Below are 25,874 nucleotides of genomic sequence, written 5' to 3' on the forward strand. Positions count from 1 at the left end.
AAAAATATCGAAACTGTCATTACCCTAATTTTTTCAGCCTTTTTTGTGTCAAGTATATTGACATGAGATTTAAAACCATTGTATGATTACGTTAACAACTACAAATCATTCGCGAATACAACGGTGTGTTCGTTTGAAGCGGCAAAGATGCCTGCTTTCGTTTTTCAGAGGAGACGTACGACGTTCTCCCTGAGACGAAGCAGGCTTTTATTATTTTCCCACAGACAGTGTTTGAGAGGAGAGTAACAAATTGACGACAACGAAAAAATTAGTTCTCATCGGTAACGGTATGGCAGGGGTCCGGGCAGTAGAGCATCTTCTGAAGCTTTCTCCGGAGAGCTATGATATTACGATCTTCGGCGCTGAGCCGCATCCGAACTATAACCGCATCATGCTTTCCTCCGTCCTGGCGGGCGGCGCGGATATGCAGGAAATCGTCATTAACAACTGGGACTGGTACAAAGATAATAACATTACGCTTCATACGGGACATAAGATTACCAAGATTGACACTGACCGCAAAAAAGTCACTTCGCACTTAGGCATTGAAGTCAGCTACGACGCACTCATCATTGCGACCGGCTCCAATCCGTTCATGCTGCCGCTTCCCGGAGCCGACAAGGAAGGCGTCATCGCATTCCGCGATATCAATGACTGCGAAGTCATGATCGACGCATCCAAAAAATATAAAAAGGCTGTTGTTATCGGCGGCGGCTTACTCGGACTTGAAGCTGCCAGAGGCCTTCTCCATCTTGGAATGGAAGTAAATGTCGTTCACATCTTTGGTAACTTGATGGAACGTCAGCTTGACGAAGCCGCGGCTAAGATGCTGCAGCGCGAGCTGGAAGCGCAAGGCATGCAATTTTTGCTGCAAAAGAGTACGGCATCCATAAAAGGTAAACGCCGCGCTACCGGGCTGGTCTTCGCCGATGGCAGTGAAGTCGATGGCGATTTGGTTGTCATGGCTGTCGGCATTAAGCCGAACATTGAACTCGCAAAAGCATCCGGCATCGAAGTAAATCGCGGTATCATCGTGGATGATTTTATGCAGACGAGCGTACCCGGCATTTATGCCGTTGGTGAATGTGCCGAGCACCGGGGCATTGCTTACGGCTTGGTTGCTCCGTTATATGAGCAAGGGGCGGTACTCGCTAAGCATCTGGCTGGCGTCGAGACTGCAGGCTATCAAGGCTCGGTCACCTCAACGAAGCTTAAAGTATCCGGCGTTGACGTTTTCTCGGCAGGACGGTTTGATGAGCCTCCAGGCACCAAAGCGCTTAAGATTCAAGACGATATGGCAGGCACTTATAAAAAAATCGTTATACAAGACGACAAGCTGGTCGGCGCGGTACTATTCGGAGATACATCAGACGGCGCTGAATTATTCGCAACGATTAAAAGCGGCGAATCGATTGCCGGGCGCGAGAAAGAAATTTTGCTCGGCATTTCCTCCGACCTGCTCGGCCAATCCTCCGGCGGGAACGGCAGACTTGAAGCGATGGCGGATGATGATATTATTTGCGGCTGCAACGGCGTATCCAAAGGAACGATTGCCGATGCCATCCTGAACAAAGGCTGCAATACGGTCGGCTCCATCAAAGCTTGCACCAAGGCTTCCGGATCCTGCGGCGGCTGTAAGCCTCAAGTTGAAGGCCTCCTGCAGATTTACGCCGGCGATTCGATGGGCGAGCCGGTCAAAGAAGGCATCTGCGGCTGTACAACGCTGAGCAGAGACGAGATTGTCGAAGAAATTACACGTATGAAGCTGATGAGCACCAAGGAAGTCATGAACGTGCTTGGCTGGCATCATCCGGAAGGCTGCTCGAAGTGCCGTCCCGCTCTTAACTACTACCTCGGCATGCTCTATCCGGAGGAGTATGTGGACGAGAAGGAATCCCGCATCACGAATGAACGTTACCACGCGAATATTCAGAAGGACGGCACATACTCCGTTGTCCCTCGGATTTACGGCGGCGTAACTTCTCCGGCCGATCTGAAGAAAATCGCCGAGGTAGCCGAGAAATTCGAAGTGCCGATGGTGAAGTTCACAGGCGGACAGCGGCTTGACCTGCTCGGCGTAAAGAAAGAGGATTTGCCGAAGATCTGGGAAGAGCTCGACATGCCTTCCGGCCATGCTTACGGCAAAACGCTGCGGACCGTTAAGACCTGCGTCGGCAACACCTTCTGCCGATTCGGCACACAGGATTCCATCAGCATGGGCATCCAATTGGAAAAAGCTTTCGAGCGCCTGAACACACCGGCTAAAGTGAAGCTTGCCGTATCCGGTTGTCCGCGAAACTGCGCGGAAGCAACCATCAAGGACTTCGGCGTAGTCGCAATCGACGGAGGCTGGGAGCTTCATATCGCAGGCAACGGCGGCGTGAACGTCCGGGCAACCGATCTGCTCTGCATCGTCAAGACAGAGGAAGAAGTCATGGAATGGTCATCTGCCTTCCTGCAATATTATCGCGAGAATGCGCAATGGAACGAGCGTACGGCGCAATGGGTTGAACGCGTGGGTCTCGATACCGTGAAGAAAGCGTTAGAGAACCGCGAAGACCGTCTGGCGCTGAAAGCACGGATTGAGAAAACGCTCAGCTTGACGACCGATCCTTGGAAGCAAATTGTCGAGACTGACGATCTTCGTAAAAATTTCGAGCAATTATCCGGCGCTCAGCCTGTTAAATTATAAAACCATTTCAGGAGGGGTACACCCATGACAACGAAGCTGCTGGTAGCCAACCTATCGGACATTGATGTCAAAGGATCGCGAAAAATTAAAGTAAACGATATAGAGATCGCCGTATTTCGGCTGACGGACGGCAGCGTGCTTGCCGTTGAAAATAAATGCCCGCACAAGGGCGGACAGCTTTCGGAAGGGATGGTGTGCGGCTCGGACGTGCACTGCCCGCTTCACGATTGGAAGGTCGACCTCCGGAGCGGCCGCGTCCACGAGCCGGACGAAGGCTGCGTAACCACCTTTGAGACGGAAATTGATCGCGAGAGCGGATCTATCTATGTAACCGTATAGAGGAAATTGAAACTGGCGTATGTAAAGCCGGCTGAAGTATTGGACGCCATTAATTAAAAAAGCGATATAAGCAAAGGGGGATCGGCCTATGAGAAAGAAGGCTGCAGGTAAAGTGTACATTGTCGGTGCTGGTCCGGGCGATCCTGAGCTTATTACCGTTAAAGCGATGCGGCGCATTCAGCTCGCAGACCTTATTATGTACGACCGGCTGGCAAGCGAAGAACTTCTCAGATATGCGCGCGACGGCGCCGAGCTGCTTTATTGCGGCAAAGCTCCGGGCGCTCATGCCATGCCGCAGCAGCTTATTAATGAAGCGCTGGTCCGCTACGCTTTGGAAGGAAAAACGGTCGTCCGCTTGAAAGGCGGCGACCCGTTCGTATTTGGCAGAGGCGGCGAAGAGGCTCTTGAGCTGGCGGCCTGGGGGATCGAATATGAGATCATTCCCGGCATCACGTCGGCGATAGGCGCCGCAGCCGCCGCGGGCATCCCGGTCACGCACCGCGAATATGCCGCTTCCTTCGCCTGCGTAACGGGCAGCCGCTGCCACGGTGAGAAATCCCCCATCCGGTGGGACTTGCTAGCGCACGGCGTGGATACGTTGGCCATTTACATGGGGGTCAGCCAGCTCCCCGCTATTCGCGAAGAGCTGCTGAAGCACGGCAAAGCCGCTTCAACCCCTGTCGCCCTGATCGAACGCGGCACAACGGCCAAGCAGCGTACAATCACCGGTACGCTTGCCGATATCCACACGCTGGCCGTCACGATGAAGCTCAGCAACCCTGCTCTCATCATCATCGGCGAGGTTGTGCGCATACGTGAGCAGCTGATGCAAGCGGAGCAGCAAGCCATTGCTTTAATAGGATGATCCTATTTATTGGAAGCCATTCAACTCCAGCCAGGATGCGCATGCCGCGGTCCATCCGATCGTATGCGGCTCATCCTCGGATAGTCCGAGACCGTGCCGGCCTTTCGCATAGACGTGAAGATCGAATAAAACGTCATGCTTGCTAAGCGCAGAAGCGAACATCAAGCTGTTCTCGACGGGAACAGCCCCGTCGTTCGACGTATGCCACAGAAAGGTCGGCGGCGTGTCCCCGGTTACATTCAGCTCATTGCTATGCTGTTCGAACCTCGATAGCTCTGCGTCTCTCCCCACTAAATTTTCTCTGGAACCCTCATGCGTGAATGGACTCAACATGGTGATAACCGGATAACATAACACCAGCAGGTCCGGACGGCAGGAATGGCGTTCGATCATATCCTCTGCATTCTTGTCCCCTCTGTCATAGCTTGTCCCGGCATTCGCCGTCAAATGCCCGCCCGCGGAAAATCCGAGCAAACCAACCTTGTCCGGGTCGATGCGAAACTTCTCCGCCTCATGCCGGACCAACCGAATGGCTCTCTGCGCATCGAGAAGGGCGCAAGGGTATTGATACGGCGCCACGCGGTAACGCAGCACGAAAGCGGATACGCCCAGACCGTTCAGCCACTTCGCGATCGGCTCCCCTTCATGCTGCGCTCTCATTCCGTAACCGCCTCCAGGACATACGATAACCGCCGGACGCTGATCTCCTTCTGCTAAATAAGGCGTAATCGCAGGACGGTCCTCATCCGTATCCCCTTCCGCGAATGGCGCTCCATCAGACCATAATAAAATCTCCTTCATTGTTACCTTCCTCCCCAGGAATAGCCGAATAAAATTGGTTAACTTTCCCCATTATATAATGTAAATAAGCCGCATACTAGATGCGGCCTCTCGAAGGCAATAATGCGCCGATAAGTCCGATGCAAGCTCCGAGTATAGAGCCGGCGGCAACCTCACGCGGCTGATGACCCAAGCTTTCCTTCAGTCTCTCGCGCCTGCGCTTATGGTAAAGGCCGGGATGCTCGCCCGACAGCTTCTCGACGTCTTCATCCAAATCATTGACCTGCATGGCGATTTCTCCCGCATGCCTGCGGATATTCATCGCATCGTACATCACAATGATGCCGAGCATAGCGGAAATAGCGAATTCCGGCGTTTTGATTCCATACTTTGTCGCCGTATAGACGGCTAAAGCGGTCACTCCGCTCGAGTGCGAGCTTGGCATGCCGCCCGAGCCGACGAGTTTGCCCATCTCCCACTTTCCCGTTTCCGCATAATGCAGCGGCAGCTTTAACAGCTGCGCCGCTCCTACCGCTATTAGTGCCGTACTTAATCCTCTGTTTGACACAGGTTACCAACCTCCCGACATATTCTCCGGTCATTTTGCCCAGCGCCTGCAAAAAACATCCCGATTCATGAAAATCGGCGTTAACAAGATTTAGGGCTATAATAGGACATATGTCCTTTTCAAGAGAGGATGTCCTTCCTTACAATGAGAATCGAAGCACAGGAGGATTAATGAGAGTTATGGAACAAGATCGACGAATTGACCGGTACGCGGTTCAGTATAAGCTGAACGAAATATTCGACCCGGCTGCGATAGCTTCTATGCGTCTGTTATCTTACTCGAAAGGCGAGGCCGTCTGCTCTGCCGGAGATCATCTGGACCACTTATATTTACTTGTAAAAGGCAAGACAAAAGTGTACACGACGCTGCCGAACGGCAAATCCGTCCTACTGCGGTTCAACGAGCCTCTCGCGGTTGTCGGGGACATGGAGCTGATGACCGGAAATCCGGTGCAGTGCATGGTCGAATCGGTCGGCGAAAGCCTGTTTTTGGCGATTTCAAAGGAGGCATTGCGGGATACCGCCTTTCAAAGCCCGCGTTTTCTAAGCTTTATAATCAAACAATTAAGCCATAAGCTGTACACGGCTTCGAATGCGTCCAGTCTCAACCTGCTGTATCCGGTGGAAAACCGGTTTGCCAGCTACTTGGTCTCGGTGACATCCGATGACCCTCACTCGGCGGCGCTTAAGGAAATAAAGACGGATAAGCTGACCGAGGTTGCCGAGAAGCTCGGTACGAGCTACCGTCATTTAAACCGCGTCATCGCGCAGCTTGCCCGGAGCGGCATTGTCGAGCGGGAACGCGGCGCCGTTTATATCCGCGATCTTGAGCGGTTGAAAGAGCTCGCAAGCGGAAATCTGTACAGTTAAATGTAATGGAGGTTTTTGGTCATGATAGGCATCATATATTCCTTGCTTGCAGGTCTAATCATCAGCGTCCAGAGCGTGTTCAATACACGACTCTCCGAGAAGACCGGCTTTTGGTTTACGAACGCTTGGGTGCATGGCACCGGATTCGCCATTACGCTTATTATTCTGCTTCTGCTTAAGGATGACGGATTATTCAAGCTGCCTGCCGTGAATAAGCTCTACCTGCTCGGCGGCGCCTTCGGCGTATTGATCGTTTTCTCCGTAACGAAAGGGATTACGCTGCTTGGACCTGCCTATTCCATCGCTCTCCTGCTGATCATGCAGCTGCTCGTCGCGATGATAATTGACAGTCTCGGTCTATTCGGCGTCGATAAAATGCCCATTACGGCCAATAAGCTCATCGGCCTGAGTATCATGATCGCAGGAGTGATCGTTTTTAAGATTAAGTAAGTGTAAACGTCTAACGCCATCTTTTGGCGTAAGCTCGTTTCGCGGAGAATTCTAAGTGATTATAAGTGTAAAACTTATAAATTCTTAGAATTTGAAATAAACGAACTGCTCGCCCGGAGCGAACATATGAAATTTCCGGGCCGGATAATGGCGGTACAAATAATCGACGAAATAAGCCGGATTCTCGTCATTATGCGGAAATAAGCCGTAATGCATCGGTATTAACAGATCCGCGTTAATCTGTACGGCGATCTCGATCGCTTCCCGGTAATTGGTATTGCCGACGATGCCCTGTTCATTCCTCGCAAAATCCCGTCCGTTGATCGGCAGCATGGCAATATCGATTTGTCTGCTTTGCAGCCACGTCACCAGCTCGGGAAAACCAACCGTGTCGCCCGCGTGATAGAGACGGATGCCGCCAAAATCAGCGACGAAGCCGAGAAACTTGTGCTCTCCCGCCTCATCCTGTTCGAACTGTTCATGTTTGGCGGCGAACGCTGACAGCGAGATACCGCCTTTCAGCTCCAAGGTCTGCCCATGCGAAATGCCGATCAGCTGCTCGTCTTTAAAACCCCATTGCTTCATTAAAGAGAGATGGGCCTTCGGAATGATAAATCGCGTTTTGGCCGATTTCCCTATCAGCTGCAGTGTTTGCTTGTCCATATGATCCCCATGATGATGCGAGCATACGACATAATCCACATCCAGGCATTGCAACGGATCAAGCGGCGGTCTGAATGCCCTCGACCATGGCGAGCCGCTCTGCTCCTGAACGGAATCCGTTAAATATGGGTCAAAAAGCACCGTCAGCTGCTTCCATTTCACCAAAAATCCCTCTTGCCCCAGCGCCCACAGCGCAAGTCCCTGCTCCGGCAGCGCCGTCTGCCTGATCTGCTGCTCAAGCTCGGCTCCTTGTTTATACACGCTCATCGATTCCTCATCCTTTCCCATTCCACCCAAGCATAAATTTTGAAATTCATATGATGATTTCTCTTTCTATTATATCTTTTTTCGCAGAGCCTACAAATCAAAGCGACGGCCTGCCAGCCGCCATATGCGGCTGGCAGGCCGTCAGCCGTCTATATGAAGATGACGAATGTCTGAATAATCATGTAGAACGAATCAAGTCCGATAATGCGGGGCGCCAGGATCCCTCGCCTATGCCGGCAATCGTAAATATATTCGCGTACTTATACACGATAATGACGAGCTGACTACTCCGATAAAGAAACTCGTAACGGCCGGTCATGGTCGGATGATGGCTGCTTCCCAGCCATCGCAGCGGCACTGCTCGCGTTCTTTCTCCATTGAACGAAAGACATAAGCGCAAAAAAAGGGCACTTGTAACTCTACGAATAGCCAATGCAAAAAGGGCCGTCCAGTCATAGAATGGACAGAAAGCAGATAGCACAATCTTTGAAGCTAACTGCAATAGAACTGACGAGCGAAAGGAGCGCTGAGCCTCTATGGGATGCCAGATTGGAAGAGTCGTTATCTGTCAGAACGAAGGGACGATCATCTTTGGAAACGTCCGCAACGTTAACGTCAACGAAACTTCGGAAACAACGGAAGAGTCTTCCGACTCTAACGGTGAATCCGGAGCTGACGGCAATGGCACCGAAACAGATCCGGCATCGGCATCCGAGACATGGTCGGCATCCGTTACTCGATCGTCATCCAATACCCGGTCGGCGTCCGGTACCCGGCCGTCAAAACGCTCCAAACGCAAACGGCGCAAGCGGCGTTAGCTCTATCTTCCCCGTTCAGCTTGCCGTTTGACCATTGATGGGTTAAAATTATACTTTTCAAACGTTTTCAAGCGAGCAGCGTGCTTAGACTGAAGAATGCGCAGGTGACCAGCATGATTGAGATCAAAATGTCCAAGCTTAGCGGTGGCGAGTTCAATAGAGGGGTATTTGCGGTACGGGATATAGCAAAAGGAGAGCTTATACACGAGGCGCCGGTCGTTGCTTTTCCGAATGAGGAACACGAGTACATAGAGAAAACCATCCTTGCGGATTATGTATTCGAATACGGCATCAACCATACGGCTATCCTTCTGGGGTACGGCAGTTTGTTTAACCACTCCTATACGCCAAATGCGACGTATGACATTAACTTTGAGAGTCACACCTTCGACTTCTATGCGTATACGGACATCAAAGCGGGGGAAGAAATCCTCATCAACTATAACGGCGACGTCGATTGCGATGATCCTCTTTGGTTTTATGAAGAAGGCAAAGAAAAAGAAAATGAAAAAGAAAATGAAAAAGAATAAGCTTGCTTCAGGTAAAATAAAATTCCGGCTTCAAAAGGCGCTGAGCCTTACTGAGCCGGAATTTTTCTTCGTGTAACCTTTATAATTCCACCATCGCCTTGATGACCTTCGATTCAGGCTTCAGCCATTCGTCGAATTGGCCGATCATCTCCGTAAATGCCGCACGGTGCGTAATGAAGCTGGCCGCATCGATGCCGCCCTTCCGAAAGGCCTCCTGAACCGCGTCGAAGTCCTCCGGCGTCGCGTTGCGGCTGCCCAGCAGCGTCATTTCGCGCTTATGGAACTCGGGATCGTTGAAGGCCAGATCCGCCTTCACCAGTCCCACATAGACGAGCTTGCCGCCATGCGCCACGAAGCCGAAGGCTTCGCTCATAGACCGGGCGCTGCCCGTCGCATCGAAGACGACCGTCGGGAAATCGCCGTTCGTCAATTCAGAGACCCGCTCCTTCGCGCTCTGCGTCGCTTGCACGGTTTCATCGACACCGGCCCACTTCCGGCAGAAGGCGAGCCGTTCGTCCTGCAGATCCATCGCGATGACGCGCGCGCCGCGGTGCTTCGTGAAAGCCATGACGCCGAGGCCGATCGGACCGGCGCCTATAACAAGCGCCGTCTCGCCGGCGCGAAGCTCCGAGCGGCGAACGGCATGCGCTCCGATAGCAAGCGGTTCCAGTACCGCGGACTGATCGAGCGTCAATCCGTTCGTGACGAGCAAATGCGTGACGGGCACCGCGATCCGCTCCCTCATGCCGCCGTCGATATGGACGCCGAGCACTTTCATACCGGTACAGCAATTCGTCTTCCCGTTCCGGCAGGCAATGCAATCGCCGCAATGCATATAAGGGATTACCGCGACCTGATCGCCGGCTTTCACTTTGCCCTGCGGATCATCCGCCTGCTCGACAATCCCGGCCAGCTCATGTCCGAGCACCCGCGGGTAGGTGAAAAAAGGCTGATTGCCTTTATAAGCGTGCATATCGGTCCCGCAAATGCCGATTCTCCGAAGCTTGACGATTGCGGTTCCAGGCTGCGGCTGCGGCTCCTCCTGCAAGGTCATGCGCAGCTGACCCACCTGCTCACATACAATTGCTTTCATGGCCCAGATCTCCTTTTACCGGTTATTTTGTCCATTATATTCCGGCCTCCCGCTTGTCCAGCTCCGATTATGAACGGGCTGCAGAATCGCCAAGACTTCGCTCAGCAGCTCGTCGTCAAGCGGCTCGTCCGTCCATTCGATATTGCTGCGGATATTGGCCGGATTCGCGGTACTGACGAGCGTTGTGGGGATCCGCTCATTCGCGGTCGAGAATTGAACGGCAAGCTTCGTGAGGTCCGCGCCTCTCGCGGTACAGTGCTCCGCCGCTTCCTTGCAGAGCGCGCGAAGCTCCATGTCCGCCGGATGCCAATCCGGCGCCGGCCGCATGCTGAGCAGACCCATGGACAGCGGCGAGGCGTTAACGAGGCCAACCCCCTTCCGCTCCAGCAGCGGCAGGATATCAAGCAGAGAGATATCGTTTAACGAATAATGGCAATACGATAAGACCGCGTCCAGATCACGGTAAGCAAGCGATCGCTCAAACACGCCCAGCGGAAGCCCCGATACGCCGGAATAGCGGATTTTCCCCTGCTCCTTCAGCTTATCAAGCGCGGGGAAAGCCTCCTCGGCCACCTGCTCAAAGGGAACAAATTCAATATCGTGCAAATACAATATGTCGATATAATCCGTACCCAGACGCTGCAAGCTTTCGTCAACGCTGCTCATGATCCGTTTCTCCGAAAAATCAAACTCTTCTGCGCCATAACGCCCTGCCTTCGTCGACAGGATCAGCTTCTCCCTTGGCAGTCCGGCAATCGCCTTGCCCAGTACGGTCTCCGCCTTCGTCAAGCCGTAATACGGCGATACGTCGATCAAATTGACGCCCATATCCACGGCCGTATGAACCGTACGCACGCTTTCCGCCTCATCCGTCTCCCGGAACACCGACCCGAGCGACGACGCGCCAAAGCTAAGGACCGACACCTCCAGGCCCGTTCTTCCAAGCTTCCGATACTTCACTAACAGCCACCCCCGTCCTCTACAATATAACGCCATCCTTGAATATCGCGATTTCCTTAAAGCCGTTGCGCTCATTATTCGTCTGCCGCTCGCCCGAAGCGAGGGCGATCAGCTGCTCCCACATTTCATCGGTCAGCGTCTCCATGCTTTTGCCTTCGAGCAGCTGCCCGGCGTTGAAGTCGATCCAATTCTTCTTCCGCGCGGCAAGCTCGCTGTTCGTTGCGATCTTCACCGTCGGAACCGGCCCGCCGAACGGCGTCCCCCTGCCCGTCGTGAACAGCACGATATGCGCGCCGCCGGCGGACAATGCCGTTACCGAGACAAGGTCGTTGCCCGGCGCTTCCAGCAGGTTAAGTCCGCTGCTCGTAATCCGCTCTCCGTAAGGGACGACGTCCTGCACGATCGCATGACCGCCCTTCTGCGTACAGCCGAGCGACTTCTCCTCGAGCGTGCTGATGCCGCCGTCCTTATTGCCGGGCGACGGGTTCTCGTAGATTTCCTGGTTATGCTTGATAAAATATTGCTTGAAATCATTGATCAAATGAACGATTTTGCCGAACACCCGCTCATCCGCCGCGCGGTTCATCAGAATCGTCTCGGCGCCGAACATTTCCGGAACCTCGGTCAGGATTGCCGTGCCTCCGGCTGCGATGAGCCGGTCGGATACCGCGCCGACAAGCGGGTTCGCCGTAATGCCCGACAGACCGTCCGAGCCTCCGCATTTCAGTCCGAGCTTCAGCCTCGATACCGGCACCGGTTCCCGAACGAACCGCTCGGCGTAAGCAACAAGCCCGTCGATCAGCTCCAGCGCTTCCTCGATCTCATCCTCCGCCTCCTGCGACTTCAGAAACTTCACGCGCTCCGCGCTATGCTCGCCGATGGCCTGCTTGAACGAATCGATCTGATTGTTCTCGCAGCCGAGCCCAATGACAAGCACGCCTGCCGCGTTCGGATGGTTCACAAGCGAAGCCAGCAGCTTCTGCGTATGGACAAGGTCATCGCCAAGCTGCGAGCAGCCGAACGGATGCGCAAAATGGTAAACGCCGTCTACGCGGCCTTCATACATTGCGTGAGCTCTTTTGGCCACGATTTCACATGTTTTGTTAATGCAGCCGACCGTGTTAATAATCCAAATCTCATTGCGGATACCGACCTCGCCATTGTCGCGGACAAAGCCTTGAAAGGTTCGCGCACCGTCAAGCGCGGGCTTCCTGGTTTCTCCCTGCGCGGCCGGCTCATAGGCATATTCGAGAATACCTCCGAGCCCCGTCCCCATATTATGCGTATGCACCCAGCGGCCGGGCTCCAAATCCTCCTTCGCCACGCCGATCGAGTAACCGAACTTAAGGACATGCTCTCCTTTGCGAACCGCGCGCGTTATAATCTTGTGCCCCTTCGGCACATCATCCAGCAGTTCGATCGTCTGTTCCGAGCCTTCGTCCGGGGCGGCGCCTGTTCCCAAAGTCAGCTTATCCCCTTTGGCATACGGCCGAAGCGCGACAATAACATGATCGTCCTCATGCAATCTTACCCAGCTACTCATTGGCCGTCCTCTCCATTTCCGCTATGCATTGACTTACCATTTCCGCTAACTCCGGCCACTCCGCAGCCAGATTACGTCCCCAAATCACGTCCAATCCGAGAAGCCGTTCTACCGTCGTATTCAGCGGCCAGCGCTGCTCCTCAGCGTTCGTCCATACCGCAGCGACGGTCTCCAGCATGCCGGCATCGTCCCGCACCGTATACGAGACGCCTCCAAGCGTCGACCCTACGAAGCCCGCCTCCGTCTGCTTCACCTTATAATACCGCAGCAAGCCGGCAAAGCCCCGAACAAGCCCTTGCGGCGCCTTCGAGCCGCTCCCTGCGTAATGAAGCAGCGACGGCAGCAGCCGTACCTTGAATTTGCTCAGACTGTTCATGGCGATATCCGACAAGCGGTGGCGGATGAACGGATTCAGGAACCGTTCGTATACCGTACCGGCGTATTCCAGCAATTCCTGCTCCGCAACCGGCAGCGCAGGAACGATTTCCTTCTCTACCGTATGGCGGACAAGCGGTCCCAGCACATCGTGCTCCATCGCTTCGCGCACCTGCTCGACGCCATGCAGCAAGCCGAGCGGCGTCATCAGCGTATGGGCGCCGTTCAAAATCCGAACCTTGCGCAGCTGGAACGGCTTCAGATCGTTGACCCACTGCACGTTAAGCCCCGCCTTGCGCAGCGGCAGCAGCTCCTCCATCTCCGGCTCCGCTTCGATTGCCCACAAATGGTACGGCTCGGCGGTGCTCAGCATCGGATCCTTATAGCCCCACTCGCCGAACCATGCCTCGGCCTGCGCCTCATCCGGGTACCCCGTTACGATCCGGTCGACGAGCGAGTTCAGAAACCGGTTATGCCGCACAACCCACTGCTTGAAGGCTTCGGGATAACCCCAATCCTCGCTGTAACGCAGCACGCAGCCGCGAAGCTCGTCGCCGTTACGCTCCAGCAGCTCGCACGGCAAGCAGATCAGGCCGCGGTCCGGATCTCCTCCGAAAAACGCAAACCTCCGGTAAAGCAGCTGCGTCAGCTTCCCCGGAAACGATTGCGCCGGCTGCCCTTCCGCCGGCTCCTCCGCGCGGTAGACAAGACCTGCCTCCGTTGTATTCGATACGACAAACCGGAGATCCGGGCTTTCGGCCAAAGCGAGATAAGCGTCCCAATTCGAATAAGGGTCAAAAGCCCGGCCAAACACCGAAATCACCTCAGTCCGCTGAACCCTCTCGCCCTTCTCCAAGCCGCGGATAACCAAGGTGTACAACCCGTCCTGTTTCGCAAGCGCCTCGATCTTCGGCTTGCCGCCCGGCCGGGGCTGCGTGACGGCGATGCTTCCGTCGTATAATCCCTGCTTGCGGCACTCGTGGATCATCCAATCGAAGAATCCGCGCAGGAAATTGCCTTCCCCGATTTGCAAAATCGTGACCGGCGACTGCTTCATTTGTTCATAGAAACCGAGCTGCTCATCCGTTAACTGACTTTGGCTTATATTTTTCATATCCGATAAAACTCCTTCGCGTTTAGTCCGTACAGCCGCTTCCGGTTTTCTTCCGTCCATGGCTCAGGCAGCCCTGCTTCCAATACCCGAACGACTTCGTCATAATCTGCCGCGAGCAGGCATACCGGCCAGTCGCTGCCGAACATGACCCGTTCCGGTCCGAACACCTCCAGCGCATGCCGGATATAAGCGGTGAAGTCTTCCGTCTTCCAATTGCCGTGATCCGCTTCCGTCACCATGCCCGACAGCTTGCAGTATAGATTAGGAAATGCGGCGATTCTCGCCATTTGGATTTTCCACGGCTCGAGGATTCCCTCCCGGATGCGAGGCTTCGCGATGTGGTCAATGACCGCATGCAGTCCGGGAACGAAATCAAGCAGCTCCAGAACGGGCTCAAGCTGATGCGAGACAACGAGCAGATCGACCGGAACATCCTTCTCCGCCAACCATGCGAGCGCTTCCACAGAGTCCGGCTTCAGCACCTCGCGAGCGTCCGGCATCTCCTGAATCATGACGCGGATGCCGACGAACTTAGGGTGCTTCGCGAACCGTTCGTAATGGCTCCGGCAATCGGGATCGGCGGGATCGAGCCAACCCACAACACCGAGAATCGAATCCGATGCTTCGCTGAGCGACAGCAAATATTCCGTTTCCGCCAGTGTTGGAGCCGCTTGCACGACGATCGTGCCGTCCAGCTTATGCTTATTTAAATGAGCCTCCAAATGCTCCGGCAGGAAATTCCGGTACAGCGCCGGAATTTCCGGCGTGATCCAGCCGTAATCGCCCCGCTCGATGCTCCAATAATGCTGATGCGCGTCTATTCTCATTTTTTCGCCCCTTTACCCGGCTAATCCCTCTTCCTTTCCATTATAAAAAACAAGATTCATGCATGAAATAATCAATAAACGCTTATTTGTACTCTTTTTTGATATTTGCTACAATCAGGCTGACAAATATGGTTAATGAGGTGTTAGCATGAATCCTTATCGCAAAAGGTTCGACGCCCAGGCCGCTTTCCCTTTCGAATGCGTCTACCGGGACACGAAGACGGCGCAAGCCGAGCTGCCCGACCATTTGCATGATTGGTATGAGCTTGTTTATTTATATAGCGGCAAAGGCACCTTTTTCATCGATCAAACTCTATATGACGCCGCGGCCGGCGACATCTTCCTCATTCCCGGCAATACGATTCACCGTTCGTTTCCCGATCCGGAAGACCCGAAGACCTCGACGGCCTTGTTCTTCAGCGCGTCTCTCGTGCACAGCCCGCCGCTTGGCGACTCGTTCACCTTTCTGCGCTGCTTCGAGCAGGCCAAGCGCCGGAAGGCGTATAAGCTCTCGGCGGCCGAAGACGAGAAGCGGCTGCTGGTCTCTCTCATCGAACGCATCCGTCACGAAGAAGCCGATAAGCTCCCGGGTTACCGTCAGGCGGTACTGCTGCAGCTTCAGCATATTCTGCTGCTGCTTGGCCGGGCAGCGTATCCGGCGGAGAGTGAGGCTCCCGCTCCGTCCTCCCTTCCCGGCTGGATGAAGGAAACTCTAACCTATATCGACGAGCATCCTGAAAGCCCGCTAAGTTTGTCTCAGCTGGCGAAGCGCGCTTCCGTAACGCCCGCTCACTTCTCCCGCGTGTTCAAAAAGCTGACCGGCATGAACGTGACCGAATACGTCACGACCAAGCGAATCCTCCGGGCCAAAGAGCTGCTCATCGCGTCCGACGCCAATATCGCCGAGATTGCCGAGCGCTGCGGCTTCGAGAGCCTGCCTCATTTTCACCGGATGTTCAAGAAGCTGACCGGCATGACCCCTTCGCATTATAAGAAAAGCGAATAATTGATTGATTTGACGGTTATGATTAGCGGATACCGATTCTATGAATCTCTCATATGTTATATAGCAAACAACAAATTTGCTGGCAGGAGGTTCGCACATGGTCCGCTCTAACGTCAAGACTTATAAGTATAAGGTCGGCAAGAACAACTTCATCGTCATAAACATTTTTCAAACCTCGCAGGCAAGCGCCGAGCAAGGAAACGTGCTCGCAAGCAACGCAGCCACCGTGCAGATTGTGAAACAATCCAAGTCCAAAAAATCCAGATCCAAAAAAGGCTAGACTCACCCTCAACTGGCAAACCGGCCCGGTTCGCAAGAAAGGGGGTGATCACAATGGCATACTTTGGACAAAAGAAAGGCAAGAAATCCAAGCGCTCGAATGTTGTAAAATGGGGCAACGGCAAAACTAAAGTTAACGTGAACCAAAGCGCTTTCGCATTCATCAATCAAGGCGGAAACGCATTTGCAATCAACGCAACCGATATCGGCGTCGTCCGCATTCGTCCCGGCCAAGGATAATGAAGCAAAAAAAAAGGACTCCGGCAGGCTTAATGCCTGTCTGGAGTCCTTTGCTTTTGCCCTTGCGGCGGCATCAGCCCGGCTCGCGTTAAGCCCCGAACAGCCGCATCAGCAGGATTCCCGCAAACGCGAGCGCGATCCCCGCGACTTCGGTTTTCGTAAACTTCTCCTTCACGACGAATCTCGTATAGAGCAGAACGATTAAGACGTTAAGCGCCGTTACGGCGGATACGAGACCCGCTTTGCCGAGATCGAATGCGGTTACGATCAGCATCATGCCGACCGCGTTCGTCGTGCCGACGGCGAGTCCGACAAGAAATGTGCGCCGGCCGCTCCAGGCGCCAGTCCCGGCTGCCGCTTGTTCGCTTGCGGCATGGCCCGAAAGCCTCACCGCTCCGCCCGCTGCCAGACGAACACGTTCCGCCGCCTTCCGCTTTCCTATTTCCTTCCTCGCGTCGCGCAGCCACCACAGCCCGAAGCAGCACGCCCCCGTCAAGAACATGAAGAACGTCGTTGGAAACAGCTCCGCCTCCATCATCGTCGACCACTTGCCCGACAGGTCATTCCCCGCGAACAGCAGCATAGCCAGCAAGCCCCACTGCGCGCCCTGCAGATTACGGAGCGAGATGTCGTTCGAGAGCCTGACGAGCAGTACGCCGCCGATGATGATGACGAACGAGATCAGCTGCATCGCCTGCAGCTTCTCTTGCCACAGCGCGAAAGCCGCGATAACGACGACAACCGAAGGCAGCGCCGTAAGAATCGCGACGAGCGACGCCTTGCCGACCGCAAAGCCCTTGAACATGCTTGCATTCGCCCCGAATGAAAAGAGTCCCATTTGAATGCCGATAAGCGCGGCGACCGTCCAGTCCGAGGAGAAAACCAGCGCGCACCCCCCGCTTATGACCGCGCCCATCGTAAACGTCCCAAAGAGCAGCAGATTACGGTTCAGCGGCTGCTGACTCGTCCAGTGATACAGAATTCCGCGCAAACCGAAGCTAAGCGCCGCGAACACGGAATAGGTAAGCCACATCATAGCCAGCCCCTTTTTTTACTCATTCGTGTGTGAACATAACAGAACCTATCATAACAAGCCGAACCTCATTTGTCTGTAGAAAGAAATTAAACTGTTGGCTGTTATTGGAACAAAACGTATAATAAACGATAGCGGCTGCCGGTCTTACGGACATTCCGCGTCCAATCTACGACATAGCAAGGGGATACCTATGGCAAACGCTGCAAAAAGACCGTATTTGCCCGAGCTCGACATCGTCAGAGCCTTCGGCATTATGGCGGTCGTCATGATTCATGCCACATCATCGGTCGTCGCCAATTACGATCATCATTCTACGCTGTACCCGCTGTATGTTTTTCTGAATGTGTTCTCCAAATTCGCCGTTCCGGTCTTTATTTTTTTGAGCGGCTTCGTCTTGTTCTACAACTATATCGATAAGCCCTTCACCGCCCGTACCTTCGGGGAGTTCTATAAGAAGCGCCTTTCGAAAACGCTCGTTCCGTTTCTGGTTTTCTCCTGCCTGTATTGGGGCTTTACGAGGCTGCATAGCTTCGGTTTTACCGATATAAAGACGTTTATCGGCTATTTTACGAATGCGGTTTTTCTCGAGAAGCTGCTCATCGGCAAGACGTATACGCATCTTTATTTTGTCGTCATCATCATTCAATTTTACATACTGGCTCCGCTTATGCTGTATGCGGTCAAGCGGCTTCCCTGGCTCGGCAAGCATATCGTCTGGATCGGGCTGCTCGCGCAGTGGGCATTCATCTACAAGCTGGCTGATGCATTCCATTTGATCTATCGCGGCAGCTACTCATTTACGTATATGCTGTATTTTGCCGCCGGTGCGTTCATCGGCATGTATTACATAAAGCTGGCCACCTGGATCAAAGTGTCGAAGCAGCATGCTACTCCGCGTAAAATAACGGCTTGGATTGCGCTGTGGACGCTGTTTCTGACGACAAGCATGGCCGAGGTCTATGTGTATTACCGCTACCTGATGGAAGGCCGGTTCGTGCTCAGTCCGAAGCTGCTGGAGCTGGTGAATGAGGTTCACTGCGTTACGGCGGGCATTGTGCTCATTCAGCTTTCCTATTGGATCTATGCGGCGTGGAATAAAACAATCGTCAAGGCGCTTATTCATATCGGAGCGGTCTCCTTCGGCATCTACCTGCTGCATCCTCTCTTTCTGTTTGCTTACAGGAAAATGGACATTGGCGGCAATTCGATCCTCTACCATTTGTGGGTTGCCGGCGGATTTGTGATAGCAATGGCCATCCCGTGGCTGATCGTATCGGTGTGTGCCCGTTTCAGATGGCATTGGATCTTGTTCGGCCCGCTCCCGGTGAAGAAGAAGCGGACGGCTGTGCCGGAGCAGACCGGTGTGCAAGCGTAAACTTTCTGCGAAAGTAGTGCAATAAGAACAGCCGTCCGATCTTTTTTCGCAAAAAACGCGGGCGGCTGCTTTTTTTTGGGGTTGGCGTATCCGGCTATCCATCCCGTTCGGAAAGAAATCTTGTAACGCTATAAAGGCTTCTAGTTATGATAAGGCTCCAAAAAAAGCTAATAGGGTTTCTAGTTAAGCTGGCTTCTAGTTGCGCTAAGTTCCAAATTACGCTAAAAGGGTTTCTATATAAGTTGAACGAAAGAAACGAAAGCGTGGAGCGGAGAGAGCAAATCGTTCTGGAGAAACGAAGTGGTCGCTTTTTGCAGTCCAAAAAACCATTTGGCTGGAACAGCGATCGTAAGAATGATTTACTCTCGCAGCGATAACTGCTGATGTAAATCAATCGTTCAACTTAGTTACGATATATTGGATCTATGTTAAGGGTTCTAAGTTACTATAAGGTTCCAAACTACACTAAAGAGCCCCCGAGTCACGCTATATTGGAAACCATCCATGGTAAAGGCGCCATTTTATACATAACCTCGGGCTATACTGGATTATAAACAGTGATTTGGTCTCAAGCGCCTCATTTAGGCGGCTGCGCTATTTCTTCGATGTAGAAAATACAGGATAGCTTGCCAAATTGGGGAATATGAACAAAGTTACTGGAGAAATTACAGGATAGGGTCGGGCGGTTGATCTTGAAATTAGGAAGCCCTGCTACTGACCCTGAGATTCATGAAGTCCGGTAACTGATCTTGAGATCAGGAAGCCTGGTGACTGACCCTGAGATCAGGAAGCCTGGCGACTATTCCTAACGGTTATAGGACAGGGCAGCCTGCGTGCAAATTCAAATAGGGAGTGAATACGATGGCGGCATTTCTGGATTCGAATATATCGCTTGGCGAGGTGAAGCTGAAGGTTAGCCGGCTGGACAAGTCGATCCGTTTTTACGAGGAGGTTGTCGGGCTGCGGGTACTGGCGCATGATGCGGATAACCGCACGGCTTCCTTTACCGCCGACGGGCAGCACGCGCTGCTCGTACTGGAGGAAATACCGAATGCGGCCGTGCCGCAGCGCCGGTCCTACGCGGGACTGTACCATTTCGCGCTTCTTGTGCCGGATCGCCGCTCGCTGTCGTTGTCGCTGCGCAATTTGCTGCAAAGCGGCATCTATATCGGTCAAGCCGATCATCTGGTCAGCGAAGCGTTATACATATCCGATCCGGACAATAACGGCATCGAGATTTACGCGGACCGTCCGCGGGAACTGTGGAAGAGAGATGCCGGCGGCAATTATGTGATGGCCAGCGATCCCATTGCATGGGACAGCCTGATAGCGGAAAGCGGAGATGCGGAATGGAACGGCTTGCCGCCGGAAACGGTTATAGGCCATATCCATTTGCATGTCGGCAGTTTACGGGAATCGAGGGACTTCTATGAGAATAAGCTCGGCTTCGACGTCGTAGGCGACTACGCCCAAATGTCAGCCGTATTCGTCTCGGCAGGCGGCTACCATCATCATATCGGGATGAATATTTGGGCGGGAGCCGGCGCGACTCTTCCGCCTTCCCTTACGACAGGGCTTGACTACTTCACGATTGCATTCCCAAGCGCTGCTGCCCGCGAGGCTCTGCTCTCGCACCTATGCAACGAGGTAGCCGGCGTCGCGGAGCAGGATGGCGCATATATCGTGCACGACCCTTCCGGCATTGCCATTCGTCTTGTTCTTAATCATTAATCGGAGCTAGCTTCTTAGCCATAGATCATACGGTATGTTTTCGGAGATACGCCTTCCGCTGCACGAAAAACGCGTATAAAATAACTCGCTTGGGCGAAGCCGCAGCGGGCTGCAATCTCCGTCACGGATAATGCCGTTGTCGACAGCAGCTGCTTGGCTGCCACGATGCGGCATTCCGTCACATAATGATTCGGCGTCTTGCCCATGACCTGCCGGAACAGCCTCAGAAAATGATAAGGACTGTAGCCTGCAAGCTCCGCCATTCGTTCCAGGCTCCATGCTTCCTCGCACCGATGACGAATGTGATCGGCAGCCATGCGGATCGTGTTGCTTTTCTCCAGCGCGGTCGCCCCTTCCAGCCGCTCCGAATGCTGAGCCAACTCCACTAATATTTCATAGAGAAGCGCCGACAGCCGCGGCTCGTTTCTTGTCTCGAACGGACTGCAGAGCGCATACATTTCCTCCGTCAGCTCCTTGAACCTTTCCCGCTTGGAGAACGTGAACGGCAAGCCGCCGAAATCCTCGGCTTCCCGAAGCATCGGCAGAGCCATTTCCGCGTCAAAATGAATCCACCGCACATCCCACGGATCATGAACGTTTGAACCATACTCCTGCTTTGCCAGCTTCGGAAACAGAAAGCCGTCCCCTGCCTGCAGCTGCAATCGCTTCCCGCTGCTTTCATCCACGACGTAACCGCTCCCGGCAAAAATAAGATGAAGATTGTAATGCTTCAGCTGTCCCCGTTCCCTCCGCTCCGCATGCTGAGGAAAGTCCTTGTAACGGCCGGCTAAATCAGGATAACAAATATAATGGGTAAATGACGGATACGGCACGACATAGTGCTGCCTCATCGCTCCAGTTCCCCCTCCTCGTCCAACTCCGCAATTTTGTATTACGAATAGCAGGATATTATTATTTACTGCGGTATATATAGATTTTACAATAAATAATAACTGATTTCATTCGCAATATATTCTTATATTAGAACCATAAACTTGTCTAGGAGGAGCATACCATGAAGCATACCGAATCGCTTAACGAGTTTCGCCTTGGCGTCTGTTATTACCCCGAGCATTGGCCCGAGGAGCTGTGGGAGGACGACTTCCGGCGGATGCGCGAGCTCGGCTTCTCGGTTGTCCGCGTCGCTGAATTTGCCTGGTCGATATTCGAGCCGGAGGAAGGGTCGTTCCAATTCGGTCTTTTCGATCGCGCGCTGGACCTCGCCCACAAGCACGGTCTGAAAGTCATTATCGGCACGCCGACCGCCACCCCTCCCGCTTGGCTCACTCATCGTTATCCTGAGGTGCTGAACGTAACGCAGGATGGAGTTACGCTTCATCACGGTCTCCGCCGCCATTATAATTACAGCAGTCCGAAATACCGCGAGCTGTCCGCCGTCATTGTACGCCGTATGGCCGAGCATTATAAGAACCACCCCGCCGTAATCGGCTGGCAGATCGACAATGAATTCAACTGTGAAATCAGCGAATTCTATTCCCCTGCCGATCATGACGCCTTCCGGGAATGGTGCAGATCGAAATACGGCACGCTGGACAAGCTGAACGATGCATGGGGAACCGTGTTCTGGAGCCAGACCTATACCGGCTGGGAGCAGGTATTTCTTCCTCGCCCTACGCCGGCGCATAAGCAGCCGAATCCTCATCAGGCGCTTGATGAGAAACGCTTTATTTCCGACAATACGATCTCTTATGCCGGAGAGCAGGCGGCTATTTTGCGGGAAGTTGCGCCTCATCACTGGATAACGACAAACGGCCTCTTCGGCCACTTGGACAGCCACCGGATGAACGACGATTTGCTCGACTTTTTCAGCTACGACTCGTATCCGCAGTTCTCATCGATTTATTACGACCGGAACGAGGAGAATCCGCTTGCGGATCGGAGCTGGAGCCAGACCCTGGGTGCGGTTCGCTCGATCTCGCCGAACTTCTGCATTATGGAACAGCAGGCCGGACCGGGCGGCTGGGTGAACCGGATGGATATGCCGTCGCCTAAGCCGGGCCAAATGCGGCTGTGGACTTACCAATCCATCGCGCACGGCGCGAACATGGTGCTCTACTTCCGCTGGCGGACGGCCGCCTTCGGCAATGAAATCTACTGGCACGGCATTAACGATTATCATAACCGTCCGAACCGCAGAGTCCGCGAAGCGGGACAGATCGGCGCTGAGCTTGCCAGTGCCGGAAACCGCATCGCATCGACCCGGTATACGGCTGATATCGCGCTGCTTCGCGATTATGACAATGAATGGGACGGCGAATACGATGTGTGGCACGGCCCGTTCTCCTGGCAAAGCGGCAAAGCCTGGTTCAAGGCGCTGACCCGCCGCCATATTCCGAGCGATACGCTGTATGTGCGCAAAAGTACGACAATCGAGGATTTGAAGCGCTACAAGGTGCTCGTCTATCCGCATCCGGCCATTATGCGCGACGAGACGGCTGCGCTTCTGGAGCAGTATACGAGGGAAGGCGGCATCGTTATTTTCGGCTGCAGGACGGGCTACAAGGATGAACGCGGACATTGCTATATGCGTCCATTCCCGGGCGCGGCGGCCGGTCTTAGCGGTATTTCCGTCGAAGAGTTCACGATGGTTAAGGGTACGAGGGAAGCGACCTTTATGGAGTGGGACGGAGATGATGCCGTTACGACTCCTGCCGATTCCTTCAACGACGTGCTGCTGCCGGAGAGCGATTCCGTTGAAGTCGTGGCCCGCTATGCCTCCGACTATTATGCAGGCAAGCCTGCCGTAACCAGGAATAAGTTCGGCGAAGGCGAAGCTTGGTACTTCGGCGCCGTGTTCAATGAGGTTTCGGCCGGCCGGATTATCGAACGGCTTGGCCTGATGTCGCCGACAGCCGATTGGCTGACGCTGCCCGAGCAGGTCGAGCTGGCGATTCGTCAGGACGATGCGGCCTCCTTCTGCTTCCTGCTCAATTTCAGCGAGCAGCCGGCGGAGATTACGCTTCGCGAAGAGAAGACGGATCTGCTCACAGGGCGCAAGCTCAGCGGAGCGGTTACGCTTGAAGGCTTCGGCGTGGTCGTGCTCAGCTAATACACAGACCTCATTCAGCGGAGGATGCTTCGGCATCGCTTCGCGGGATGAGGTCTTTTTTTTCCCCGTACTTGATCTCTATGTTACGGTATCGATTAGGCTAGCAGGATAAAACAAATATAATCAATCAATCCAATCCCCAGCCGTCGCCGCTCCTCCTCCAGACCGAGTCTAAAGCATGCTGAAGGCTGTATCCTCTTAAAATGGATTTGTTTTACAATAGCTGTAGCGAAAAAACAATCGACGGCGCGATAAATCGATTCTATTTAGGAGGTGCCCTTAATGCCTGTATTGGAAGTCCGGAATTTAAAAAAAGCTTACGGCCAGGTTACGGCTGTAGCGGACATCAGCTTCTCGGTAGAGGCCGGGGAAGTATTCACGATCATCGGCCCGAACGGCGCCGGGAAAACAACAACGCTTGAAATGATTGAAGGACTCGTAACGCCGGATGCCGGCCAAATCGAGTTCGGGCCTTTGAACTGGGCGAGGAATAGCGAGCAGATTAAGGTGACGATTGGCGTTCAGCCGCAATCGAGCGCGCTTTTCGACCTGCTGACGGTGGAAGAAAATCTCGATCTGTTCGCCAGCTTTTATCCAAAATCGCGGCCAACCGCAGAAGTGCTCGATATGATCAGCTTAACCGACCAGCGCAATAAGCATGTCAAGAAGCTGTCCGGCGGACAGAAGCAGCGTCTGGCGATCGGGCTTGCCATGATTAACGATCCCGCGCTGATCTTCCTCGATGAACCGACGACCGGGCTCGATCCTCAGGCAAGGCGCAACATTTGGGATATCATCCTGAAGCTGAAGGAGCTCGGCAAGACAACTATTCTCACGACGCATTACATGGAAGAAGCCGAGAAGCTGAGCGACCGCGTCTGCATCGTCGATCAAGGGAAGATCGTCACGCTGGACACCCCTGCCGCACTTATCGAACGCCTGACGAAGGAACGGGAGGTCAGGCTCACTCTGATGGACGGCGAAGCGGCTGCGATAGAGACCGAGAAGATCGCTCTCCTTCAAAGCTCCGTCGTACGAACGAACCGCGAAGGCGACTCGCTCCAGCTATGGACGACGCAGCCTGAGGAGACGTTGTATGAGCTGTTCGGCTTTACCAAGGACCGCGGATTCCGGGTCGAGCAAATCTCGATCCATGAAATGAGTCTGGAAGACGTGTTCATTGCCTTCACCGGCAAAGAATGGAGGGACTAATGAATAACAGCAAACAATTTGCCAAAATGTTCACCGCTCAGATCAAAATGATGTTTCGCGAGAAACAGGTATGGTTTTGGAACATCTTTTTTCCCATTATCTTAATGGTCATCTTTATGATTATTTTCGGCGGCGGCTCAAGCGACAGCTTTAAAGCGAAAATCGCCGTAGTCGACCCGCAGCCGAACGCGACGTCGGGCATGCTGCTCGAGCAGCTGCGGCAAATACCGGTGCTCGAATTTGAAGATGACGCGCCAGTCAGCAAGGAGATTGGTACGGAGTGGGTGGAGAAGCAGGACATTAACGCGCTCATTATACTCCCGGAATCGGAGAGCGCGGCAACGGTTCAGCTTATCGTGAACAAGGAGGATGAGCAGGGCGTTACGACGCAGGCGGTCGCCGGCGTTTTGGATAAGCTGGTTCAGCAGGCTAACCTGGCTGTCGCCGGCGCGACGGAAACCTTCCGTATGACGACGGAATCCGTGTCGTCCGGCGCCGACGACCTGAGCTATGCGGATTTTCTGCTCACGGGGATGATTGGCCTATCGGTAGCGCAGGGCGGATTGTTCGGCATGGTCGAGCTGGTCGATATGCGCCGCCGCGGCTTGATGACCCGCCTGCGCATGACACCCGCCAATATGAACCTCTACGGCATGGCCGGCATGCTCGTCCGGCTTATGCTCGGCATCATTCAAATCGTTATTTTATCGCTGATCGGGGTGTTCGGCTTTGGCGCGAGTCTGCACATTAATGTGTTCAGCCTGGCCATTGCCCTTATAGCCGGGGGACTCGTTTTCAACGCAATGGGCTACCTCTTCTCGTCCTTCAGCAAAACGATCGAGGCATACATGGGAATGGCCAACATCGCGAGCATGCTGATGATGTTCCTCAGCGGCGTCTTCTTCCCGCTCGAGACGCTGCCGGAATGGCTGCAGCCGGTTACGCAGGTTCTGCCGCTTACTTATTTCGTTGACGGCATGCGCGACGGCCTCATCTACGCTTCCGGCATCGCGTCCAGCGCCTTCTGGATCGGAATCGGCATCATGATCCTGTGGGGAGTCGTTTCCTTCCTGATCGGTTCGCAGGTCTACAAAACGAAATCAATCTCTGCTACAAGGTAGACAGCTTACGAAAAGAAGCAGAGCCAGATGCGAAAGGCATCTGGCCTGCTT

26 protein-coding genes are annotated in these 25,874 nt (G+C 53.9%); 14 read left to right on the forward strand and 12 right to left on the reverse strand.

Going from position 1 to position 25,874, the window contains the following annotated elements:
* The first annotated feature begins 250 nt into the window (after positions 1–250).
* The 3 genes from nirB to cobA all read left to right on the forward strand — a co-directional run bounded on the left by nirB (position 251) and on the right by cobA (position 3,896).
* Entirely contained in the window at positions 251–2,692 is a 2,442-nt protein-coding gene (gene nirB, locus H581_RS0131610) for a nitrite reductase large subunit NirB (RefSeq protein WP_029192740.1), read from the forward strand.
* Between the two features lie 24 nt (positions 2,693–2,716).
* Entirely contained in the window at positions 2,717–3,031 is a 315-nt protein-coding gene (nirD, locus tag H581_RS0131615; protein ID WP_029192741.1) for a nitrite reductase small subunit NirD, read from the forward strand.
* Positions 3,032–3,119: 88 nt separating this feature from the next.
* Entirely contained in the window at positions 3,120–3,896 is a 777-nt protein-coding gene (cobA, locus tag H581_RS0131620; protein ID WP_029192742.1) for a uroporphyrinogen-III C-methyltransferase, read from the forward strand.
* A 6-nt stretch (positions 3,897–3,902) separates the two neighbouring features.
* Here the strand turns inward: cobA and H581_RS0131625 are convergent, their stop codons facing one another.
* Entirely contained in the window at positions 3,903–4,697 is a 795-nt protein-coding gene (locus H581_RS0131625; RefSeq protein ID WP_029192743.1) for an alpha/beta hydrolase, read from the reverse strand.
* A 76-nt stretch (positions 4,698–4,773) separates the two neighbouring features.
* Entirely contained in the window at positions 4,774–5,244 is a 471-nt protein-coding gene (locus H581_RS0131630) for a divergent PAP2 family protein (protein ID WP_029192744.1), read from the reverse strand.
* A 179-nt stretch (positions 5,245–5,423) separates the two neighbouring features.
* Here H581_RS0131630 and H581_RS0131635 point away from each other — a divergent pair, with 179 nt between their 5' ends.
* Together H581_RS0131635 and H581_RS0131640 are read left to right on the forward strand one after the other, a co-directional pair.
* Complete coding sequence (locus H581_RS0131635; protein WP_245600218.1) at positions 5,424–6,113, forward strand: Crp/Fnr family transcriptional regulator; 690 nt, start codon at positions 5,424–5,426, stop codon at positions 6,111–6,113.
* Positions 6,114–6,134: 21 nt separating this feature from the next.
* Entirely contained in the window at positions 6,135–6,563 is a 429-nt protein-coding gene (locus tag H581_RS0131640) for a DMT family transporter (protein ID WP_029192746.1), read from the forward strand.
* Positions 6,564–6,647: 84 nt separating this feature from the next.
* Here the strand turns inward: H581_RS0131640 and H581_RS36075 are convergent, their stop codons facing one another.
* The 3 genes from H581_RS36075 to H581_RS38230 all read right to left on the reverse strand — a co-directional run bounded on the left by H581_RS36075 (position 6,648) and on the right by H581_RS38230 (position 8,301).
* Positions 6,648–7,493, reverse strand: a complete 846-nt coding sequence (locus tag H581_RS36075) for an MBL fold metallo-hydrolase (RefSeq protein WP_051251513.1) — start codon at positions 7,491–7,493, stop codon at positions 6,648–6,650.
* 178 nt (positions 7,494–7,671) lie between these two features.
* Positions 7,672–7,851 carry a hypothetical protein gene (locus tag H581_RS39830; RefSeq protein WP_029192747.1) on the reverse strand — a complete coding sequence of 60 codons (180 nt, stop codon included), beginning with the start codon at positions 7,849–7,851 and terminating at the stop codon, positions 7,672–7,674.
* Between the two features lie 210 nt (positions 7,852–8,061).
* Positions 8,062–8,301, reverse strand: coding sequence for a hypothetical protein (locus H581_RS38230; protein ID WP_156889744.1), 240 nt, complete (start codon positions 8,299–8,301; stop codon positions 8,062–8,064).
* Positions 8,302–8,424: 123 nt separating this feature from the next.
* On the opposite strand from H581_RS38230, the gene H581_RS0131660 reads away from it, so the two are divergent.
* Entirely contained in the window at positions 8,425–8,841 is a 417-nt protein-coding gene (locus H581_RS0131660) for an SET domain-containing protein (RefSeq protein WP_029192749.1), read from the forward strand.
* A 79-nt stretch (positions 8,842–8,920) separates the two neighbouring features.
* Here the strand turns inward: H581_RS0131660 and H581_RS0131670 are convergent, their stop codons facing one another.
* The 5 genes from H581_RS0131670 to H581_RS0131690 are packed head-to-tail and all read right to left on the reverse strand — an operon-like array spanning position 8,921 to position 14,753.
* Positions 8,921–9,934, reverse strand: a complete 1,014-nt coding sequence (locus tag H581_RS0131670) for a zinc-binding alcohol dehydrogenase family protein (RefSeq protein ID WP_029192750.1) — start codon at positions 9,932–9,934, stop codon at positions 8,921–8,923.
* Positions 9,935–9,949: 15 nt separating this feature from the next.
* Positions 9,950–10,894, reverse strand: coding sequence for an aldo/keto reductase (locus H581_RS0131675; RefSeq protein WP_029192751.1), 945 nt, complete (start codon positions 10,892–10,894; stop codon positions 9,950–9,952).
* 19 nt (positions 10,895–10,913) lie between these two features.
* Entirely contained in the window at positions 10,914–12,437 is a 1,524-nt protein-coding gene (locus H581_RS0131680; protein ID WP_029192752.1) for a UxaA family hydrolase, read from the reverse strand.
* Positions 12,430–13,926 (reverse strand): tagaturonate reductase, encoded by a 1,497-nt coding sequence (locus H581_RS36080; protein WP_051251514.1) that lies wholly within the window; start codon positions 13,924–13,926, stop codon positions 12,430–12,432. The genes H581_RS0131680 and H581_RS36080 overlap by 8 nt, the downstream gene beginning before the upstream one ends.
* A complete protein-coding gene (locus H581_RS0131690; RefSeq protein WP_029192753.1) occupies positions 13,923–14,753 on the reverse strand; it encodes an amidohydrolase family protein in 831 nt (276 codons plus the stop codon). Before H581_RS0131690 ends, H581_RS36080 begins: the two co-directional genes overlap by 4 nt.
* A gap of 148 nt (positions 14,754–14,901) precedes the next feature.
* Here H581_RS0131690 and H581_RS0131695 point away from each other — a divergent pair, with 148 nt between their 5' ends.
* From H581_RS0131695 to H581_RS0131705, 3 genes are all read left to right on the forward strand, one after another.
* Positions 14,902–15,759, forward strand: coding sequence for an AraC family transcriptional regulator (locus H581_RS0131695; protein ID WP_029192754.1), 858 nt, complete (start codon positions 14,902–14,904; stop codon positions 15,757–15,759).
* A gap of 97 nt (positions 15,760–15,856) precedes the next feature.
* Positions 15,857–16,039 (forward strand): hypothetical protein, encoded by a 183-nt coding sequence (locus H581_RS0131700; protein WP_029192755.1) that lies wholly within the window; start codon positions 15,857–15,859, stop codon positions 16,037–16,039.
* Positions 16,040–16,092: 53 nt separating this feature from the next.
* The gene (locus H581_RS0131705; RefSeq protein ID WP_029192756.1) at positions 16,093–16,278 is read left to right on the forward strand and encodes a hypothetical protein; all 186 of its coding nucleotides are present in this window, start codon (positions 16,093–16,095) and stop codon (positions 16,276–16,278) included.
* 88 nt (positions 16,279–16,366) lie between these two features.
* Here H581_RS0131705 and H581_RS0131710 read toward each other — a convergent pair whose 3' ends face one another.
* Positions 16,367–17,314 (reverse strand): EamA family transporter, encoded by a 948-nt coding sequence (locus H581_RS0131710; protein WP_342663473.1) that lies wholly within the window; start codon positions 17,312–17,314, stop codon positions 16,367–16,369.
* A gap of 190 nt (positions 17,315–17,504) precedes the next feature.
* Between H581_RS0131710 and H581_RS0131715 the strand changes: the two genes are divergently transcribed.
* On the forward strand, positions 17,505–18,689 hold the full coding sequence (locus H581_RS0131715) for an acyltransferase (protein WP_029192758.1): 1,185 nt from the start codon (positions 17,505–17,507) through the stop codon (positions 18,687–18,689).
* 861 nt (positions 18,690–19,550) lie between these two features.
* Positions 19,551–20,420 (forward strand): VOC family protein, encoded by an 870-nt coding sequence (locus H581_RS0131725; RefSeq protein WP_029192760.1) that lies wholly within the window; start codon positions 19,551–19,553, stop codon positions 20,418–20,420.
* 14 nt (positions 20,421–20,434) lie between these two features.
* On the opposite strand, the gene H581_RS0131730 is transcribed toward H581_RS0131725, so the two are convergent.
* Positions 20,435–21,271, reverse strand: a complete 837-nt coding sequence (locus H581_RS0131730) for an AraC family transcriptional regulator (protein ID WP_051251515.1) — start codon at positions 21,269–21,271, stop codon at positions 20,435–20,437.
* Between the two features lie 164 nt (positions 21,272–21,435).
* Between H581_RS0131730 and H581_RS0131735 the strand changes: the two genes are divergently transcribed.
* The 3 genes from H581_RS0131735 (at position 21,436) to H581_RS0131745 (ending at position 25,823) form a co-directional block, all read left to right on the forward strand.
* Positions 21,436–23,490 (forward strand): beta-galactosidase, encoded by a 2,055-nt coding sequence (locus H581_RS0131735; protein WP_029192762.1) that lies wholly within the window; start codon positions 21,436–21,438, stop codon positions 23,488–23,490.
* Positions 23,491–23,772: 282 nt separating this feature from the next.
* Positions 23,773–24,702, forward strand: a complete 930-nt coding sequence (locus tag H581_RS0131740) for an ABC transporter ATP-binding protein (protein WP_029192763.1) — start codon at positions 23,773–23,775, stop codon at positions 24,700–24,702.
* A complete protein-coding gene (locus tag H581_RS0131745) occupies positions 24,702–25,823 on the forward strand; it encodes an ABC transporter permease (RefSeq protein WP_029192764.1) in 1,122 nt (373 codons plus the stop codon). The genes H581_RS0131740 and H581_RS0131745 overlap by 1 nt, the downstream gene beginning before the upstream one ends.
* The last annotated feature ends 51 nt before the right edge of the window (positions 25,824–25,874 follow it).

Origin of the sequence: Paenibacillus harenae DSM 16969 (assembly GCF_000422465.1) — a bacterium.
Lineage (GTDB): Bacteria > Bacillota > Bacilli > Paenibacillales > Paenibacillaceae > Pristimantibacillus > Pristimantibacillus harenae.

Bases quoted from the DNA above. Each gene is read 5' to 3' on its own strand.
- nirD (WP_029192741.1), top strand. From the start codon at position 2,717: ATGACAACGAAGCTGCTGGTAGCCAACCTATCGGACATTGATGTCAAA.
- cobA (WP_029192742.1), top strand. From the start codon at position 3,120: ATGAGAAAGAAGGCTGCAGGTAAAGTGTACATTGTCGGTGCTGGTCCG.
- H581_RS0131625 (WP_029192743.1), bottom strand. From the start codon at position 4,697: ATGAAGGAGATTTTATTATGGTCTGATGGAGCGCCATTCGCGGAAGGG.
- H581_RS0131635 (WP_245600218.1), top strand. From the start codon at position 5,424: ATGGAACAAGATCGACGAATTGACCGGTACGCGGTTCAGTATAAGCTG.
- H581_RS0131640 (WP_029192746.1), top strand. From the start codon at position 6,135: ATGATAGGCATCATATATTCCTTGCTTGCAGGTCTAATCATCAGCGTC.
- H581_RS36075 (WP_051251513.1), bottom strand. From the start codon at position 7,493: ATGAGCGTGTATAAACAAGGAGCCGAGCTTGAGCAGCAGATCAGGCAG.
- H581_RS0131660 (WP_029192749.1), top strand. From the start codon at position 8,425: ATGATTGAGATCAAAATGTCCAAGCTTAGCGGTGGCGAGTTCAATAGA.
- H581_RS0131670 (WP_029192750.1), bottom strand. From the start codon at position 9,934: ATGAAAGCAATTGTATGTGAGCAGGTGGGTCAGCTGCGCATGACCTTG.
- H581_RS0131680 (WP_029192752.1), bottom strand. From the start codon at position 12,437: ATGAGTAGCTGGGTAAGATTGCATGAGGACGATCATGTTATTGTCGCG.
- H581_RS36080 (WP_051251514.1), bottom strand. From the start codon at position 13,926: ATGAAAAATATAAGCCAAAGTCAGTTAACGGATGAGCAGCTCGGTTTC.
- H581_RS0131690 (WP_029192753.1), bottom strand. From the start codon at position 14,753: ATGAGAATAGACGCGCATCAGCATTATTGGAGCATCGAGCGGGGCGAT.
- H581_RS0131695 (WP_029192754.1), top strand. From the start codon at position 14,902: ATGAATCCTTATCGCAAAAGGTTCGACGCCCAGGCCGCTTTCCCTTTC.
- H581_RS0131700 (WP_029192755.1), top strand. From the start codon at position 15,857: ATGGTCCGCTCTAACGTCAAGACTTATAAGTATAAGGTCGGCAAGAAC.
- H581_RS0131705 (WP_029192756.1), top strand. From the start codon at position 16,093: ATGGCATACTTTGGACAAAAGAAAGGCAAGAAATCCAAGCGCTCGAAT.
- H581_RS0131710 (WP_342663473.1), bottom strand. From the start codon at position 17,314: ATGATGTGGCTTACCTATTCCGTGTTCGCGGCGCTTAGCTTCGGTTTG.
- H581_RS0131715 (WP_029192758.1), top strand. From the start codon at position 17,505: ATGGCAAACGCTGCAAAAAGACCGTATTTGCCCGAGCTCGACATCGTC.
- H581_RS0131725 (WP_029192760.1), top strand. From the start codon at position 19,551: ATGGCGGCATTTCTGGATTCGAATATATCGCTTGGCGAGGTGAAGCTG.
- H581_RS0131730 (WP_051251515.1), bottom strand. From the start codon at position 21,271: ATGAGGCAGCACTATGTCGTGCCGTATCCGTCATTTACCCATTATATT.
- H581_RS0131735 (WP_029192762.1), top strand. From the start codon at position 21,436: ATGAAGCATACCGAATCGCTTAACGAGTTTCGCCTTGGCGTCTGTTAT.
- H581_RS0131740 (WP_029192763.1), top strand. From the start codon at position 23,773: ATGCCTGTATTGGAAGTCCGGAATTTAAAAAAAGCTTACGGCCAGGTT.
- H581_RS0131745 (WP_029192764.1), top strand. From the start codon at position 24,702: ATGAATAACAGCAAACAATTTGCCAAAATGTTCACCGCTCAGATCAAA.